Source organism: Pseudooceanicola nanhaiensis DSM 18065 (assembly GCF_000688295.1).
GTDB classification, from domain to species: Bacteria; Pseudomonadota; Alphaproteobacteria; order Rhodobacterales; family Rhodobacteraceae; genus Pseudooceanicola; species Pseudooceanicola nanhaiensis.
In genome coordinates, this window is record NZ_JHZF01000013.1 from 373,041 (window position 1) to 389,911 (window position 16,871).

11 protein-coding genes are annotated in these 16,871 nt (G+C 69.6%); 6 read left to right on the forward strand and 5 right to left on the reverse strand.

Going from position 1 to position 16,871, the window contains the following annotated elements:
* Positions 1 to 28 precede the first annotated feature (28 nt).
* Genes Q344_RS0111880 through Q344_RS23830 form a run of 4 tightly spaced genes read left to right on the forward strand, consistent with a single transcriptional unit; the run spans position 29 to position 7,461 of the window.
* Complete coding sequence (locus Q344_RS0111880) at positions 29 to 2,278, forward strand: acyl-CoA dehydrogenase (protein ID WP_028286900.1); 2,250 nt, start codon at positions 29 to 31, stop codon at positions 2,276 to 2,278.
* Complete coding sequence (locus tag Q344_RS0111885) at positions 2,275 to 3,558, forward strand: acetyl-CoA C-acetyltransferase (protein WP_028286901.1); 1,284 nt, start codon at positions 2,275 to 2,277, stop codon at positions 3,556 to 3,558. The genes Q344_RS0111880 and Q344_RS0111885 overlap by 4 nt, the downstream gene beginning before the upstream one ends.
* Complete coding sequence (locus Q344_RS0111890) at positions 3,555 to 5,624, forward strand: 3-hydroxyacyl-CoA dehydrogenase NAD-binding domain-containing protein (protein ID WP_028286902.1); 2,070 nt, start codon at positions 3,555 to 3,557, stop codon at positions 5,622 to 5,624. Before Q344_RS0111885 ends, Q344_RS0111890 begins: the two co-directional genes overlap by 4 nt.
* On the forward strand, positions 5,617 to 7,461 hold the full coding sequence (locus Q344_RS23830) for an acetyl-CoA hydrolase/transferase C-terminal domain-containing protein (protein WP_229669211.1): 1,845 nt from the start codon (positions 5,617 to 5,619) through the stop codon (positions 7,459 to 7,461). The genes Q344_RS0111890 and Q344_RS23830 overlap by 8 nt, the downstream gene beginning before the upstream one ends.
* On the opposite strand, the gene Q344_RS0111900 is transcribed toward Q344_RS23830, so the two are convergent.
* The 3 genes from Q344_RS0111900 to ku form a co-directional block, all read right to left on the reverse strand.
* On the reverse strand, positions 7,443 to 8,054 hold the full coding sequence (locus tag Q344_RS0111900) for an exopolysaccharide biosynthesis protein (RefSeq protein ID WP_028286903.1): 612 nt from the start codon (positions 8,052 to 8,054) through the stop codon (positions 7,443 to 7,445). The genes Q344_RS23830 and Q344_RS0111900 overlap by 19 nt on opposite strands.
* 101 nt (positions 8,055 to 8,155) lie before the next feature.
* On the reverse strand, positions 8,156 to 10,588 hold the full coding sequence (gene ligD, locus Q344_RS0111905) for a DNA ligase D (RefSeq protein WP_028286904.1): 2,433 nt from the start codon (positions 10,586 to 10,588) through the stop codon (positions 8,156 to 8,158).
* Positions 10,585 to 11,448, reverse strand: coding sequence for a non-homologous end joining protein Ku (ku, locus tag Q344_RS0111910; protein ID WP_028286905.1), 864 nt, complete (start codon positions 11,446 to 11,448; stop codon positions 10,585 to 10,587). The genes ligD and ku overlap by 4 nt, the downstream gene beginning before the upstream one ends.
* Before the next feature lie 183 nt (positions 11,449 to 11,631).
* On the opposite strand from ku, the gene Q344_RS0111915 reads away from it, so the two are divergent.
* The gene (locus Q344_RS0111915; protein ID WP_028286906.1) at positions 11,632 to 11,988 is read left to right on the forward strand and encodes a hypothetical protein; all 357 of its coding nucleotides are present in this window, start codon (positions 11,632 to 11,634) and stop codon (positions 11,986 to 11,988) included.
* Positions 11,989 to 12,006: 18 nt separating this feature from the next.
* Positions 12,007 to 14,523: a pyrroloquinoline quinone-dependent dehydrogenase gene (locus Q344_RS23835; protein ID WP_028286907.1), complete on the forward strand. Its 2,517-nt coding sequence runs from the start codon at positions 12,007 to 12,009 to the stop codon at positions 14,521 to 14,523.
* Positions 14,524 to 14,637: 114 nt separating this feature from the next.
* On the opposite strand, the gene Q344_RS23840 is transcribed toward Q344_RS23835, so the two are convergent.
* Positions 14,638 to 16,056 (reverse strand): CoA transferase, encoded by a 1,419-nt coding sequence (locus Q344_RS23840; protein ID WP_084178461.1) that lies wholly within the window; start codon positions 16,054 to 16,056, stop codon positions 14,638 to 14,640.
* A 106-nt stretch (positions 16,057 to 16,162) separates the two neighbouring features.
* Positions 16,163 to 16,864, reverse strand: a complete 702-nt coding sequence (locus tag Q344_RS0111930) for a CpXC domain-containing protein (RefSeq protein WP_028286908.1) — start codon at positions 16,862 to 16,864, stop codon at positions 16,163 to 16,165.
* Positions 16,865 to 16,871: the final 7 nt, after the last annotated feature.

Consider the following 16,871-nt stretch of genomic DNA (forward strand, 5'->3'; position numbering starts at 1 on the left):
CGAGTTGACTGTGCAGGAGGGCCTGCTCATGTCGTTTCGCAAGGATTATCTCACCCGGCCGATCTACAAGTGGGCGAAAGGTGCCCTGCCCGCCCTGTCGAAGACGGAGGCCGAGGCGATCTCGGCCGGCGACGTCCATTTCGAGGCGGAGCTTTTCTCGGGCAAGCCCGACTGGAGCATGCTGCGCGACATGAAAGCGCCCCGTCTGACGGCCGACGAACAGGCCTTCCTGGACGGGCCCTGCCGCGAATTCTGCGACATGCTGAACAGCTGGGAAATCGACCACGCGACCGCCGACCTCCCGCCCGAGGCCTGGGACTTCCTGCGCGACAAGGGCTTCTTCGGGATGATCATTCCCAAGGAGCACGGCGGGCTCGGCTTCTCGGCCTTCGCGCATTCCGAGGTGGTCCGCTACATCTCCAGCCACTCGATCCCCGGGGCAGTGACCGTCATGGTCCCCAATTCTCTCGGTCCGGGCGAGCTGATCCTGCAGTTCGGCACGGACGATCAGAAATCGCACTGGCTGCCGCGTCTCGCCAGGGGCGAGGAGCTTCCCGCCTTCGGCCTCACAAGCGAGGACGCCGGATCCGACGCTTCGGCCATGCGCGATGACGGCGTGGTCTGCCGCGGGACCTGGAACGGCGAGGAGGTGCTCGGCATCCGCCTGAACTGGGCCAAGCGCTACATCACCCTCTCGCCGGTCTGTACCGTGCTGGGCCTGGCCTTCAAGCTGCGCGACCCGGACGGGCTGCTTGGCGAGGAAGAGGACATCGGAATCACCTGCGCCCTCGTGCCGACCGACCTGCCGGGGGTCGAGACCGGGCGCCGCCACCTGCCCTCGGGCACGATGTTCCAGAACGGCCCGACCACCGGCGAGGACGTGTTCGTGCCCATCGACCACATCATCGGCGGGCCCGAATACGCCGGTCGCGGCTGGATGATGCTGATGAGCGCACTGGCCGCCGGGCGCGGCATCTCGCTGCCCTCGCAATCCGCCGCCGCCTGCGCCATGGCCGCCCACACGACCGGGGCCTATGCCCGCGTCCGCCAGCAGTTCGGCCTGCCCATCGGCCTGTTCGAGGGTGTGCAGGAGCCGCTGGCCCGGATCGCCGCCAATGCCTATGCGGTGGACGCCGGGCGCCGCCTGACATGCGCCGCACTCGACGACGGCTACAAGCTCGCCGTGATCTCGGCGATCATGAAGTATCACGCGACGACGCGGATGCGGGAAAGCATCACCGACGCGATGGACGTGCATTCCGGCAAGGCGGTGATCGACGGTCCGCTGAACTACCTCCAGCCGATCTACCGCTCGCTGCCGATCGGGATCACGGTCGAGGGCGCGAACATCGTCACCCGCAACCTGATCATCTTCGGCCAGGGCGCGATCCGCGCGCATCCCCACCTTCTGGACGAGATGCAGGCGCTTGGCGAACCCGACCCCGACGAGTCTCTCGAGGCGTTCGACAAGCACTTCTGGCGCCACGTCGGCCATTCCACCCGCACCTTCTTCCGTGCCTGGTGGTCCGCCTGGACCGGACGCGGCGCGGTGCCGAAGAAGGCGGGCGACGTCGCCTGGGTCTATCGCCGCCTGTCGCGCTGGTCCGCCGCCTTTGCCGTCACCGCCGACTTCGCCTTCCTGACCCTCGGCGGCGCGCTGAAACGGCGCGAGATGCTCTCGGCCCGGCTGGGCGACGCGCTGTCCGAGATGTTCCTGCTCGCCGCCGTGCTGAAACGCTGGGAGGACGAAGGCCGTCGCGAGGAAGACCTGCCCCTGGTCGAATATTGCGCCGAGCAGGCCTTCGAACGGATCGGCCGCGCGCTGGACGAGACCATCGCCAACATGCCCGACCGCTGGGTGTCCTGGCTGCTGCGCCCGACCCTGCTGCCGGGATCGCGGTCGCGCGGGCCGAAGGACCGGACCGCGACGAAGGTCGCCATGGCGCTCTACGAACCCGGCGCGGCACGGGACCGGCTGACCGCCGGCCTGCACCGGCCCGATCCGCAATCGGGTCTGGGTCTGCTCGAAACCGCCTTCCGGCTGGTGACCGAGGCCGAACCGCTGCGCAAACGTCTGCGCGAGGTGCGCAAGACCCCGCGCGAGGCGCGCGATGCCGGCATCCTGACCGAGACGGAATTCGCCCAGCTCGCCCGGGTGGACGAGGCGGTCAGCGCCGTCGTCGCGGTCGACGATTTCACCCCGGAAGAGCTGCGCGGCATGTACCGCGACTACAGCCCCAACCCCGCCAACCCGATCCCGAGAGAGGCCGCCGAATGAGCAGACCCGTCTACCTCGTCGATGGTGCGCGGACACCGTTCCTGAAGGCCCGGGGCAAGCCCGGGCCGTTCACGCCGGTGGACCTCGCCGTGCAATGCGGTCGCCCGCTGCTGATGCGCCAGCCGTTCGAGCGTACGGCCTTCGACCTTGTCATCCTCGGCTGCGTCAATGTCATCCAGGACGAGATGAACCCCGCCCGCGTCGCGGCGCTGCGGCTCGGCATGGGCGACAAGCAGGTCGCCTTCACCGTGCAGATCAACTGCGGCTCGGGCATGCAGTCGATCGACACCGCCTTCCGCTACATCCGCGACGGCAGCCACGAGATGATCCTGGCCGGCGGGGCCGAGGCGCTGTCGCAGGCGCCGCTTGTCTACCGGCAGGAGGCCGTCGAATGGTTCGGCGGCATGGCCCGCGCCAGGAGCCCGCTCGACAAGGCGCAGAAGATGGCAGAGGTGCGTCCCGACTTCTTCTCGCCCGTCATCGGGCTGGAGCGCGGGCTGACCGATCCGATCACCGCCCTCAACATGGGCCAGACCGCCGAGGTGCTGGCGCATCGGTTCAACATCGACCGCCAGACCGCCGACGCCTACGCGGTCTCGTCGCACAAGCGCCTCGCCGCCGCGCAGGACGAGGGGCGGCTGGACGGAGAGGTCCTGCCGGCCTTCGACCGGGACGGCAATGCCCATGCGAAGGATGACGGCGTCCGGCCCGACAGCTCGATCGAGAAGCTCGCCAAGCTGGAGCCCGCCTTCGAGCGGCCCTATGGCAAGGTGACGCCCGGCAATTCCAGCCAGATCACCGACGGCGCGTCCTGGGTGATCGTCGCCTCCGAGAAGGCCGTCGAACTGCACGGCCTGACCCCGATCGCGCGGATCGTGGACAGCGAATGGGCGGCGCTCGACCCGTCGATCATGGGGCTCGGCCCGGTGCTGGCCTCGACCCCGCTGGCGCAGCGCCACCAGCTCGAGGTCGGCGACATCGACCTGTGGGAGATCAACGAGGCCTTCGCCGCGCAGGTGCTGTCCTGCCTCGCCGCGTGGCAGGACGAGGATTTCTGCCGTGACGTGCTGGGCTACGACCAGGCCTTCGGGCGGATCGACCGCGACCGCCTGAACGTGGACGGCGGCGCGATCAGCCTCGGCCATCCGGTCGGGACCAGCGGCAACCGTATCGTACTTCACCTCGCCAACGCGCTGAAGGCCCGCGGTGCCCGGCGCGGCATCGCCACCGAGTGCATCGGCGGCGGCCTTGGCGGAGCCATGTTGCTGGAGGCCGCATGACCGACGTTCTGGACGAACTCACCCCCGACGAACCGACCGACGCGCCCCGCGCCCCCGCGTCGCTGAACTGGCGGCAGGAGGCGGAAGACGGCATCGTCCGGCTCTGGCTCGATTGCGAGAACTCGGAGGTCAACGTCATCTCCGAGACGGTGCTGACCGAGCTCGACACCCTGCTCGACCACGTCAAGGAAACCCAGCCGAAGGCGCTGGTGATCCGCTCCGCCAAGCCGGCGGGCTTTGCGGCCGGGGCGGACATCGACAGTTTCGCGGAGCTGCGGGGCGAGGGCGCGGTCGCCAAGCTGGAACAGGGCCACGCGGTGCTCGACAAGCTCGAGGCGCTGCCCTTCCCGACGATCGCGGTGATCCACGGCGCGGCGCTCGGCGGCGGGTTCGAGCTGGCGCTGGCCTGCGAATACCGGATCGGCATCGAGGGGGCGAAGTTCGGCTTCCCCGAGATCCAGCTGGGCCTGCACCCCGGCCTTGGCGGCACGTGGCGGCTGAGCCAGCTGGTCGACCCGGTCGAGGCGATGCAGATGATGCTGACCGGCAGGACGGCCCATGACCGGAAGGCGAAGAAGCTCGGGATCATCGACGCGCTGGTGCCCGAACGCCATGTGGAGGCCGCGATCCATGCGGCGGCGAAGGGCGAGATGAAGCACCACGCGCAGGGGTTCCGGGCCTCGGCCCTGCGGACCCGGGCGGCGCGGTCCCTGGCGGCCACCCGGATGCGCTCGGAAAGCCAGAAGCAGGCGCCGCGGACCCATTTCCCGGCCCCCTTCGCGCTCATCGACCTGTGGGAGGACCACGGCGGCAGCAAGGCAGAGATGGAGAAGGCCGAGATCGCCTCCTTCGCCGAACTGCTCGACAGCGTGACGGCACAGAACCTGATCCGGGTCTTCTTCCTGCGGCGCAAGCTGAAGGCGGCGGGCAAGGGCCGCTCGGGCATCGCGCATGTGCATGTCATCGGCGCCGGGACCATGGGGGCCGAGATCGCCGCGTGGTCGGCGATCCAGGGCCACAGCGTCACCATCGAGGACGTCAATCCCGAACCGCTCGGACGTGCGGTGAAGCGGGCCTCGGACATCTGCGAGAGAAAGCACCTCTCGGGGATCGACACGCGCGATGCGCTCGACCGGATGATGCCCGACCCCTCGGGTCTGGGCCGCGCCCGCGCCGACCTGGTGATCGAGGCGGTGCCCGAGAAAATGGAGCTGAAGGAGAAGATCTATGCCTCGCTCCGTGGCAAGATGAAGCCGGGCGCGATCCTCGCCTCGAACACCTCCAGCCTGCGGCTCGCCGACCTGGTCGATGCCGCGCCGGAACGGACGCGGTTCGCGGGGCTGCACTTCTTCAATCCCGTCTCCTCGATGCAGCTGGTCGAGGTCGTCTCGCACGACAGGGCCGAACGCGAGACGCTGGACCGGCTCGCCGCCTTCGTCACCGGCATCGACCGTCTGCCGGCCCGCGTCACCGATTATCCCGGCTTCCTCGTCAACCGCATCCTCGCCCCCTACCTGATGGAGGCGATGGTGCTGCTGGACGAGGGCCGCAGCAAGGAAGAGATCGACCGCGCCGCGCTGGCCTTCGGGATGCCCATGGGCCCGGTGACGCTGGCCGATCAGGTCGGGCTCGACATCTGCCTCGAGGTCGCGAATTCGATGCGGAGCTCGCTGGATCGCCCGGTGGCCGAGACGCCCGCCTGGCTGCGCGAGAAGGTCGAGGCCGGCGAGACCGGGCGCAAGGCCGGCAAGGGGCTCTACGATTACAAGGGCGGGGCCGAGCCGCCGAAATCGCCCGAGCCCGACCCCTCGACCGAGATCATCGACCGCCTCATCCTGCCGATGTGCGACGCCGCGGTCGAATGCCTCCGCAACGACGTGATCCACGACGAGGAGCAGCTGGACGGCGCCGTGATCTTCGGCACCGGCTGGGCGCCCTTCCGCGGCGGCCCGATGCGCTATGCCAGGACGCGGGGCCTGGGGGAATGCCGCGACCGCCTGCGCGCGCTGGCCGAGCGGCATGGCGACAGGTTCCGGCCCGACCCGGGGTGGGACAGCCTTGCCTGAGCCGACCGCGCGCGCCGAGGCCATCGCGCGGTCCATACTCGCGCGGACCGACGGTGACATCCGGCTTGCCCTGCCACTGGGACTGGGCAAGCCCGTCACCCTGGTGAATGCGCTGACGAAGCTCGTGGCGCAGACGCCCTCCGCCCGCCTGTCGATCCTCACCGCCCTGACGCTCGAACGCCCCTCCATGCCGGCGGGGCTCGCCCGGCGGTTCATGGAGCCCGCGGCGGACCGGCTCTTCGGCGCCTATCCCCAAATCGCCTATGCCGGGATGATGCGCGACGGGACCCTGCCGCCCAATATCGAGGTCTCGGAATTCTTCATGATGGCCGGCCGCTGGCTTGGCGTGGGCGAGGCCCAGCGGAACTACATCGCGGCCAATTACACCCATGCCTACGACCGGCTGCGGGAATGGAACCCGAATGTCGTCATGCAGCTGCTGGCCGAGGCCGAGGACGGCACCCTCTCGCTCTCGTGCAACACCGACATCACCGCCGACCTGCTGCGCGACCGCGAGGCGGGGCGCCTGAGCTTCCTTCTGGCGGGCGAGGTGAACCGCCAGCTTCCGGCCATGGGCGGCGACGCGGCCACCCTGCCGGGACAGGCGGTCGACCTGCTGATGCGGGATGGCATGGAGTTCGAGCTCTTCTCGGCGGTCAAGCGGCCCGTGGGCGTCACCGAACACGCCATCGGCCTTCATGTTGCCCGGCTGATCCGGGACGGCGGCACGCTCCAGATCGGCATCGGGGCCATCGGCGACGCGGTGGCCCATGCCCTGCTGCTGCGGCACGCCGGGCAGAGCGCGCCGGTCCACCGGGCCTGCCCGCTGCCGCCCGACGGCATCGACGACGCCGGCGCGTTCGACGAAGGGCTCTATTGCGTGACCGAGATGCTGGTCGACGGGCTGCTGCAGCTGTTCGAGGCCGGGATCATCCGGCGCGAGGTCGACGGCGCGGCGATCCATGCCGGGTTCTTCGTCGATTGCCGCGACTTCTACGCCCGGCTGCGCGAGATGCCCGAGGCCCGGCGGGACCGCATCCGGATGGTGCCCGTGTCCTACACCAACCAGCTCTACGGCGACGAAGCGGCCAAGCGTGCGGCCCGGCGCGACGCCCGCTTCGTCAACGCGGCGATGAAGGCCACGCTGCTTGGCGGCATCGTCAGCGACGCGACCGCGCAGGGGCGCGAGGTGAGCGGGATCGGCGGGCAGTTCAACTTCATCGAACAGGCCTTCGCGCTGGAAGACGGCCGCGCGATCATCACCCTGCCCGCGACCCGGACCCGCAATGGGCGGACGGAATCGAACATCGTCTGGGATCATCCGCACGAAAGCGTGCCACGGGCCTATCGGGACATCGTGGTGACGGAATACGGCATCGCCGACCTGCGCGGCCAGCGCGATGCCGAGGTGGTGAAGCGGATGCTGCGCATCACCGACGCCCGCTTTCAGGATGCGCTGCTGGACAAGGCCCGCGCCGCCGGGAAGATCGGGCGCGACTTCTCCATCCCCGACGCATGGCGGGTGAACACACCCGGGACCATTGCCGGATGGCTCGCCCCGTTCGACCTGCCGCAGTTCCCCTTCGGCAGCGATTTCGACGAGACGGAGCGCCGTCTTCTGCCCGCCCTCGATCTGCTGTCCGAAACCCAGGGCAGCCGGCGCGGCCTCGCTCGGCTGGTGGTCGCGGGCCTCCGCAGCTCCGCGGCGGATGAGGAGCGCGCCTGCATGGCCCGCATGGGCCTGGACCAACCGCGCGGGATGGAGCGGCTCGAGTCGCTTGCGCTCAAGGGTGCGCTGGCCGAAACCCGGCGCGCGCCTCAGGTGATCAGGAAATAGGCCCCGCCGCCGATCAGGGCGAGGAAGGCGATGGCGAAGACGGTATAGAGCCCGTCGCGCACCAGCAGCGCCAGCGAGAAAAGCACCACCGCCGCGCCCAGGGTCGAGGACGAGAAGGGCACCAGTTCGAGGAAGGGCATCGCCAGACCGCAGAGCAGGCAGGCCGCCTCGGTGATCCAGTCGAAGGGCCGCTTGACCAGGAAGCGCAGCCGCTCGCGCGAATGGCGATCCAGCCAGCGGGCCGGTTTCTTCAGCCATTTCGCGGCGTTGCGCAGCCTGTCGCTCGGCACCTGCCGATGCATGATGAAGCCCGGCAGCCAGATGTGTTTGCGGTTCAGCAGCATCTGGAGCGACACCAGCGCGATCAGGATCCCGCAGGTGCTGGAAAACAGCGGCACACCCGAGAGCGGCGAGACGACGGCCAGTGCGGGCGCCATCAGCACCGGCACGAAGGACGCCTCGCCCATGGCCGCGGTGATCTCTTCCAGACGGGTCTTGTCGCCGTTCGCCGCTCCCTCGATGCGTTCCACGACGTCGATGACCGAGCCGAGTTCGTCCTTGTCCCGGGCGGGCTGGGTGTCCTGGGTCGTCATGGGTGTCTCCGGGGAGAAGGATGGGCGTTTGGGCACGATATGGCGCTAGTTTTCCCCGCCGTCCATGTCCCGCGTGTGACTGAGCTCCATTCCGCCAGCCGTCATTCCCGCGACCACGCGTCGAGCGCGTCCACGGTCGCGCCGCTGATGCCCCTGGCCTTCACCGATTGCAGCGGGCAGTCGCGGCCCAATCGCGCCTTCATGTCGGCCGGATGGAATCCGTTGGCCGCCTCGAGCTTTGCCAGCTCGTCCCACGTCACCGGCACGGCCACCGGGGCCCCGGGGCGGGCGCGCAGGGAATAGGGCGCGATGGCCGTGGCGCCGCGCTCGTTGCGGAGCCAGTCGATGAACACCCGGCCCTTGCGCTTGGCCTTGGACATCGTGGCGGTGTAGCGGTCGGGATGCCGTTCGGCGAGGATCGTCGCGAAGGTCTTGGAAAAGCCCTTCACCGTGTCCCATTCCGCGACCCGGCGCAGCGGCACGATGACATGCACGCCCTTGCCGCCCGTCACCATGGGCACCGACTCGAGCCCGCAGGCCTCCAGCCCCTCGCGCACCTCCTGCGCGGCCTTCTTCAGGTCGGCGAAGGACAATCCCTCGTCGGGGTCGAGGTCGAAGACCATGCGGTCCGGCCGCTCGATCCGGTCGCGGGCGGCGCCCCAGATGTGGAACTCGATGGTGCCCATCTGCGCGGCGCCCAGCAGACCCTCGGGCGCGGCGATGTAGATGTAATCCTCGGTCCCGCCATCCTTCTCCTCGACGGGCATGGATTTCACGGCGTCCGGAAAGCCCTTTCCGGCGTGCTTCTGGAAGAAGCTCTCGCCCTCGATCCCCTCGGGACAGCGCAACAGGGACACCGGCCTGTCGGCAGCGTATTCGAGCATCCTTTCGGCCACCGTTTCGTAGTGCCGGGCCACATCGCCCTTTGTCAGACCCGCATCCGGATAGACCACGCGCCCCGCGGACGAGATCCTGACGCCCCCGATCTTCTCGTCGCCGCCATCGGTCGCGGCCTCGGCCCTTGCACTCACCTCACCGGCCTCCTTGTCCTCGCGCAGCCCCTTGTAGACGCCGTGGCGGATCCGGCCCTCGGCGGTGAACTCGGTGTATTCCACCTCGACCACCAGCCGGGGCGTGACCCATTTCGCGCCCCGCGTCTCGGCGGGCAGATCCTCGTCGAACGGCGGGGTCTTGCGGTCCGAACCCGAGAAGGCCGCCATCAGCTCGTCGAAGGCGTCGCCGTCGAACCCGGCGCCGACGCGGCCGCGGTAGACCAGCGCGCCGCCCTCGTAGCTGCCCAGCAACAGGGACGAAAACGGCCGCCCCCGCTTGTCCGAGGGGGACCATCCGGCGACGACGAACTCGGCCCGACGGGAGCATTTCGACTTGATCCAGGCCCGGCCCCGTCCGCCGCGATAGGGCGCGTCCATCCGTTTCGAGACGATCCCCTCGCCCCCCGCCCGGCACATCGCGTCGAGCGCGGCGTCGCCGTCGCCCTCGATCACCGGCGAGAGACGCATGACGCCGCGCGGCGGCAAACCGTCGAACAGCCCCTCGAGCGCCGCGCGGCGTTCGGTCAGGGGCTTGCCGGTCAGGTCCTTTCCATCGAGATGCAGGCAGTCGAAGGCGTAGTAGGTCAGCTCGCCCCCCTCCTTCAGCGCCTTCTGCAGGGTCGAGAAATCGCCGCCACCGCCCCCCGCGATGACCTCTCCGTCAATCAGCGCGGCGTCGCATTCCAGCGCCGCGGCCGGATCGCAGAGCGCGCCGAACCGGTCCGACCAATCCTTCCCGTTCCGGGTATAGAGCCGCACGCCCCCCTTCCCGACCGCGATCAGGCAGCGATAGCCGTCGAACTTCGCCTCGTGCTGCCAGCCGTCGCCCGCGGGCGGCGCATCCTTCAGCGTGGCAAGCTGCACCTCGCGGAACCGCGGCAGCGCCATGCCGTGCGTCGCGGGCCTTGCCGCGGGCTTGTCGGCGGCGATCGCCCGCATCGCCCGCCCGGTCGTGACGCTGGTCTTGTGCTTGTTGGTCAGGGCATCGGCGCTGCGGCCCGCGAAATCGTCGCGTTCCTTGATGAGCAGCCAGTTCTCGCGCTTTTCCTTGCCGCGCATCCGGACCAGGGCCCAGCCCCCCTTCATGCGTGCGCCGTGCAGGCGGAAGTGCAGCTTGCCCTGCTTCAGACCCTCTTCCGGATCGTGCAGCGGTTCCCACCATCCGTTGTCCCAGAGCATCACGGTGCCGCCGCCGTACTGGCCCTCGGGGATCGTCCCCTCGAAGGCGCCGTAGGCCACCGGGTGATCCTCGGTCCGGACGGCCAGACGTTTCTCGGACGGATCGGCCGACGGCCCCTTTGTCACCGCCCAGGACAGCAGCACGCCCTTCCATTCCAAGCGGAAATCGTAGTGCAGCCGGGTCGCGTCATGTTTCTGCACGACGAAGGACAGCCGGTCGCCCCCCGCCTCCACGAGTTCGGCCCGGGGCTCCGGCGTGACGTCGAAGTCGCGCTTCCTGCGGTATGTGTCGAGCGAACTCACGAGGCTTTCTTCCGCCGCGTGCCTCCGGACCCGGCACCCGATCTGGCGGTCGCGCCGGAGCGGGAGGATTTGCCCTCCTTGAGGCTCTTCTTCAGGGCATCCATCAGGTCGACCACGTTCTCGGCCTCGGGCCGACCGTCATCGTCCTTGGTCCTGGCCCGCGGGGTCTTCTTCGACTTCATCTTGCGATTGATGAGGTCCTTCAGCGCGGCGGCGTAATGGTCCTCGAAGGCCGAGGCGTCGAAGGGCGCGGTCTTCTTGTCGATGAGCTGCGTCGCGACCTCCAGGAGCTCCTTGTCCGTCTCCTCGTCCTCGATCGACGAGAACAGCGGATCGGCGTCGCGAATGTCTTCCTTGTAATGCAGCGTCTCCAGCAGCAGCCCGTCGCCACAGGGCCGCAGCGCGCAAAGGTATTCCTTGCCGCGCATCGTCAGCTGCCCGAGCCCCGCCTTGCCGCTCTGGCGGAGCGCATCGCGCACGACGCGATAGGCGTCCTCGGCCAGCTCGTCGGTCGGCACCACGTAATAGGGCCGGTCGAACCAGATCGGGGCGATCTCCTTGGCGTCGACGAACTGCACGAGCTCGAGCGTCTTCTTGGTCTCGAGCTTGATCGCGTCGATCTCGTCGGGATCGAGCAGGATATATTCGCCGTCGTCGGTCTCGTAGCCCTTGAGGATGTCGTCACCTTCGACCGGACCCACGCCCTGCACGACCTTCTGGTAATGCACGGGCTTGCCCGAGGGCTGGTGGATCTGGCGGAACGAGACACGGCCGCCGGAATTGCGGGCCGAGTGGATCTCGACCGGGATCGAGACCAGCGACAGCCGGATCTGGCCCTTCCAAATTGCGCGTGACGCCATAGAACTTCTCCCGATCTCACCCGGATGATGGCGCCCGGCGGGCACCTCGGAGGTCATTGCGTCAACGTCCGGACCGCGACAAAGTTTCGCGGAGCGGGAACATGCCGCCGGGCGCGCCCGTTGCGAACCTGAGGATATCGGTCCCCGGACCATTGTCCTCCCACAATTCAGAGGGGTTTTCCGATGGTCACCGGAACCGAAAATCATTCTCCACATCGCCGCAACTATGCCGTCATGACGCTGGGGTGGATCTGCGTTCTTCTCGGACTCGCGATCCTGGCCGGCGGCGTCTGGCTCATCCTGCTCGGAGGCAGCTGGTATTACGCGCCCGCCGGCCTCGGCCTGATGCTCACCGGGCTGATGCTCAACTGGCACCGGATGGACGCCGTCTGGATCTACGGGCTGACCTGGCTCGGCACCGCGATCTGGGCCTATTGGGAGGTCGGGACCGACTGGTGGGCACAGCTGCCGCGCATGCTCGCTCCGACGCTCATCCTCATCCTCGTGCTGATCTGCATCCCCGCCCTGCGGCGCCGGTAAGCCGGAAAGGACCATCCCATGACACGTACACTGCTCATCCCGCTCTGCCTGATCGCCCTCGCCGTCTCGGACGCGTCACTGGCACAGGAGACCCAGACCCCGCCCCCGACCGACCAGACGCAGACCACGCCGCCGGCCGGGACCGACACGACGGACAGCGACCAGCCGGCCGCCACCATCGAGGAGGACGCGGCCACCCCTGACAGCCCCGCCGCGACGGAAGGCGACGCCGACCAGCCCGCCGCCGTGGCGGAGGAGGCCACGCCGGACACGGCTGCACCCGAGGCGACGGACGACACGGCGACCGCGGCCGAAGACGACCAGCCCGCCGCGGTGACGGAGGAGACGACGACCGAGACCACGCAGACCGAGGCGACGGACAGCCCGGCGACGGAGGATGACCAGCCTGCCGAAGCCGCCGGTGAGACCACGACCGACAGCGCAGCGACCACCGACAGCGCGGCCACGACCGACCAGCCCGCGGATGCCGCGGAGGAAGCCGCAGAGCCCTCTGCGGCCGCGACGGAGGACGGCGCGGCCGACGCGGCCACGGCCTCCGACGACACGGCCGGCACCGAAACGGAAGCCGAGGGCGACACGCCCTCCGATGCCGTCGCCGCCGCGCCGCAACCCGAGGTGGGCGCGGACTGGCCCTTCTACGGCGGCGATGCGGGGGCGACGCGGTATTCGCCGCTCGACCAGATCAACCGCGAGAACGTCGCTCAGCTGGAACGGGTCTTCACCTATCACACCGGCGACCTGCCCGAGGGTGAGGCGGTCGGGATGTATTCGCCCGAGACCACGCCTCTCAAGGTGGGCGACGACCTTCTCATGTGCTCGGCCATGAACGTGCTGATCTCGGTCGATGCCGCCACCGGCGAGGAGAACTGGCGCTACGATCCGGGCGTTCCGAACGAGGCGATCCCCTACGGCGCGACCTGCCGGGGCGTGACGCTCTACACCGATCCCGAGGCCGCCGAAGGCGACGCCTGCGCCACGCGGGTGATCGAGGGCACGCTCGATGCGAAGCTCGTGGCGGTCGACGCCGCGACCGGCGCGCCCTGCGAGGATTTCGGCGAGAACGGGACGGTGGACCTCTGGCAGGACCTCGGCGAGAGGGTGCCGGGCTGGTATGCCGTCACCGCCCCGCCGGTCGTCGTGCGCGGCGTCGTCGTCACCGGTGCGCAGGTGCTGGACGGGCAGGCCGAGGATTCGCCCTCGGGCGTGATCCGCGCCTATGACGTCCGCACCGGGGAGCTGGCCTGGGCCTGGGACCTCGGCGCGCCCGAGGCGAACCGCGACGGCCCGCCCGAGGGCGAGGTATATACCCGCGGCACGCCCAACATGTGGACGACCGCCGTGGCGGACGAGGAGCTCGGCTACATCTACCTTCCGATGGGCAATTCGGCGGTGGATTACTACGGCTCCAACCGGTCCGAGCAGGAAAACGAATACGCCACCTCGCTCGTCGCGCTCGACGCGACCACGGGCGAGGAGGTGTGGCATTTCCAGACCGTCCGGCACGACGTCTGGGATTACGACCTCGGCTCGCAGCCCAGCCTGATCGACTTCGAGGGGACGCCCGCCGTGGTGCTCGCCTCGAAACAGGGGGACATCTACGTGCTCGACCGGGCCACGGGCGAACCGCTGACCCCGGTGGACGAGATCACCGACCTGCCGCAGGGCGACGTGGAGCCCGATTACATCGCGGACAGCCAGCCGATTTCGACCTGGCACACGCTCCGCAAGCCGCCGCTGGAAGAGAAGGACACCTGGGGCTTCACGCCGATCGACCAGCTCTGGTGCCGGATCAAGTTCCGCCAGGCGAATTACGAGGGCTACATGACCCCGCCCTCCGCCGACAAGCCGTGGATCCAGTATCCGGGCTACAACGGCGGGTCCGACTGGGGCTCGGTCGCCATCGACACCGAACGCGGGATCATGATCGCCAATTACAACGACATCCCGAACTACAACCAGCTCATTCCGCGCGAGCGGGCCGACGAGATGGGGCTGAAGCCCATCGACGAGGTGGAATCGCGCGCCGGGGCGCCCGAGGGGGCCGGCGATCCGCAGACCGGCTCGCCCTATGCGATCAACGTCAACGCGGGCTGGCGTTCCGAACTGACCGGGATGCCCTGCTCCTCCCCGCCCTATGGCGGCATCCGGGCGATCGACATGGCCACGGGCGAAACGCTCTGGGACCGGCCGATCGGCACCGCGCGGCGGAACGGGCCCTTCGGGATCCCCTCGTTCCTGCCCTTCGACATCGGCACGCCGAACAACGGCGGGTCGGTGGTGACGGCGGGCGGGCTCGTCTTCATCGCGGCGGCGACGGACAACCTGTTCCGCGCCATCGACATCGAGACCGGCGAGACGCTCTGGTCCACGGTGCTTCCGGCCGGCGGCCAGGCGAACCCGATCACCTACGAGGTCGATGGCCGGCAATACGTCATGGTGACCGCCATGGGGCACCATTTCATGGAGACGCCCGTCGGGGATGAGGTGATCGCCTGGGCCCTGCCCGAGGAGTGAGCCCCGCGCGCTCCTGCCGGCTGCTTGCAGGACGGGGGGGCGGATTTCGCGCCGCCGAGGCGGCGCGAAGCCTCCGGCGGGGATATTTTCGGCAAGAGGAAGGGGGAGCGGCGCCTAGGGCGCCGTTTTCCATTCCGCGCTGTCCTGGCCGAGGATCGGGGATTGCGTCTCCCAGCGGGGCGGGGTCCGTTCCATCCGCAGGACCGGGCCGACGTGGCGCAGCGGGCCGCGCGGGCCGTCGCTCTCCACCATGACCTCGTCGACAACCTCGGGCGCGGGGAAGGTGCCGCGCGCGGGCCAGCGGCCCTGGTCCTGCAGGAACATCGCCGAACGGCAGAGCGAGACCTGCACGTGCCAGCTGCCGCCCTCGGCCGCGCGGCGCTCGAGCGCGATCAGGATGCCGAGCGCGCCGAGATAGCCGGTCAGGTAATCGCAGGCCGGCAGCGGCACCAGCTCGGGCGCGCCGGGCAGGCCCTGTTCGTGGCACATGCCGGTCACCGCCTGGGCCACCTGCTCCCACCCGGCGCGGTCCGACAGGGGGCCGCCGTGGCCATAGCAGGAGGCCGAGAGGCAGACGATCCCGGGCCGCGCCGCGGCGAGGTCGGCGGGCGCGAAGCCGCGGGCGCCCAGCGTGCCGGGGCGGTAGCCCTGCGAGAAGACATCGGCGCTGCGCACCAGCTCGTGCAGACGCGCCGCGTCCCCCGCGCGGTCGAGATCGAGGAAGCAGGAGCGCTTGCCGTGGCTCGTGTCGCGGACGAATTCGGCCACCTGCGGCGTCTTCCCGGCGGCGACCATGAGCACTTCGGCCCCGTGTTCGGCCAGCGTCCGGGCGGCGACCGGACCGGCGAGGATGCGGGTCAGGTCGAGCACCTTCAGACCCGAAAGCGGGCGATCTCCGCCCGGCACGGGTTCGGGCGGGGCGTCACCGATCCGCTCGATCGTGATGACCGGGCGCGCCGCCAGCATCGCGCCCTGCGGATGCGCGCGCCACTCGGCCTCGGTCCGGACCTTGCCGCCGCAGACCCGCCGCGCCGCGATCGCCTCTTCCAGCGCGTCGGCCTCCCAGGTGGCGACGGCGGCGGCGACCGCCTCGGGCGAGAGCGTGCAGCCCAGCAGGTCCAGCATGCGCGCCTGCAGGTTCGGCAGGCTCAGATGCGGCAGCACGTGGCCGCCATCCCGGGTCGGCCAGGGCCGGATGGCAGATCTGGCGATCTCGCGCTCGGGCGGGACAGCGGGCGCGACCCATTGCCCGTCGGGCCCCTTCTCGCGCGTGAGGGTCGACATGGCGAGCGCGGCCACCGCGTGGCGCGGATCGACGGAAACCTCCTGCGCCGGGCCACCGCGATCCTGGACCAGATCCCCCACCACCGCGCCGATGGTGCCCAGCACCGCCGCGACGGTGTCGCCCACGCGGAAGGTGGTCGGGGCGGCGGGGCCCATCTCGGGGATGCGGATCGGGGTGCGGGAGGGTCGGTGTCGCAGCGCCGCCAGCTCGGCCAGCGTGTCGGCGGCGATCGGGGCTTCGATGGTCATGGCGGTCTCCTCCTCCGCGCCGGGTCGCACCGGCGCGGCCAGCATAGACCCGGTTCGGCGCGAGACGCGCGGAGCGGACCGGTTTTTCACGCTCCTGCGACCGGGATCACTCGGCGACGGCGCGGCCCTCGCCCATGTAGAGCTTCTGCATGTCGACGAAGGGCCCGTTCTCGAGCGCCGCGCGGATCGGGGCCCAGCCCTCGGCATTGCCGCGGATCTCATCCAGCAGGGCGGTCGCGGCGGTGAATTCCTGCAGCACCGTTTCCGAGACCGTCTCGACCCAGATCAGCACCAGCCCGTCCCCGGTCCGGTCCACGATGCGCAGCTCGATCCCCGGGGCCAGTGGCGCCTCGGGCAGGCGGCGCATGAGGTCGAGCTTCAGCATCTCGGCCTCGGCATCCGCGATGCCTTCGGCGCGCAGCAGGATCTTCTCGCGCACCGCGGGCCAGCCGAAGGTCAGGCGCTTCTGAAGCACCTCTCCGACCGCCTGGGCCGACTGCATCGCCCCGGCGCCGTAGGACTTGCGGTAGACCTCGTTCACGCTGTCCTCGATCTCGAGGAGATCGGGCATCAGCCGGCCCGGGTAGGCCGCGATCCAGAGCCCGGCCGACACGTCGAGATAGTTGAACTGCGGTTCCAGCCGGACCGGCTCATCGCAGCTTTCGCAGGGCGAGACCTGGAAGGTGCCGGCGAGGATCGCGTCCCGCAGATCGGGGCGGCGGTCGGCATTCACGCTTTCGACGGCCTCGATCCGGTTCACCGCACCGCAGTTCGGGCAGGTGATCGACATGTCCATGAAGAGCGACATCCGGGGT

What these genes read in the sequence shown, in the direction of transcription:
- Q344_RS0111880 (WP_028286900.1), top strand. Translation starts at nt 29, where the DNA reads ATGTCGTTTCGCAAGGATTATCTCACCCGGCCGATCTACAAGTGGGCG.
- Q344_RS0111885 (WP_028286901.1), top strand. Translation starts at nt 2,275, where the DNA reads ATGAGCAGACCCGTCTACCTCGTCGATGGTGCGCGGACACCGTTCCTG.
- Q344_RS0111890 (WP_028286902.1), top strand. Translation starts at nt 3,555, where the DNA reads ATGACCGACGTTCTGGACGAACTCACCCCCGACGAACCGACCGACGCG.
- Q344_RS0111900 (WP_028286903.1), bottom strand. Translation starts at nt 8,054, where the DNA reads ATGACGACCCAGGACACCCAGCCCGCCCGGGACAAGGACGAACTCGGC.
- ku (WP_028286905.1), bottom strand. Translation starts at nt 11,448, where the DNA reads ATGGCGTCACGCGCAATTTGGAAGGGCCAGATCCGGCTGTCGCTGGTC.
- Q344_RS0111915 (WP_028286906.1), top strand. Translation starts at nt 11,632, where the DNA reads ATGGTCACCGGAACCGAAAATCATTCTCCACATCGCCGCAACTATGCC.
- Q344_RS23835 (WP_028286907.1), top strand. Translation starts at nt 12,007, where the DNA reads ATGACACGTACACTGCTCATCCCGCTCTGCCTGATCGCCCTCGCCGTC.
- Q344_RS23840 (WP_084178461.1), bottom strand. Translation starts at nt 16,056, where the DNA reads ATGACCATCGAAGCCCCGATCGCCGCCGACACGCTGGCCGAGCTGGCG.
- Q344_RS0111930 (WP_028286908.1), bottom strand. Translation starts at nt 16,864, where the DNA reads ATGTCGCTCTTCATGGACATGTCGATCACCTGCCCGAACTGCGGTGCG.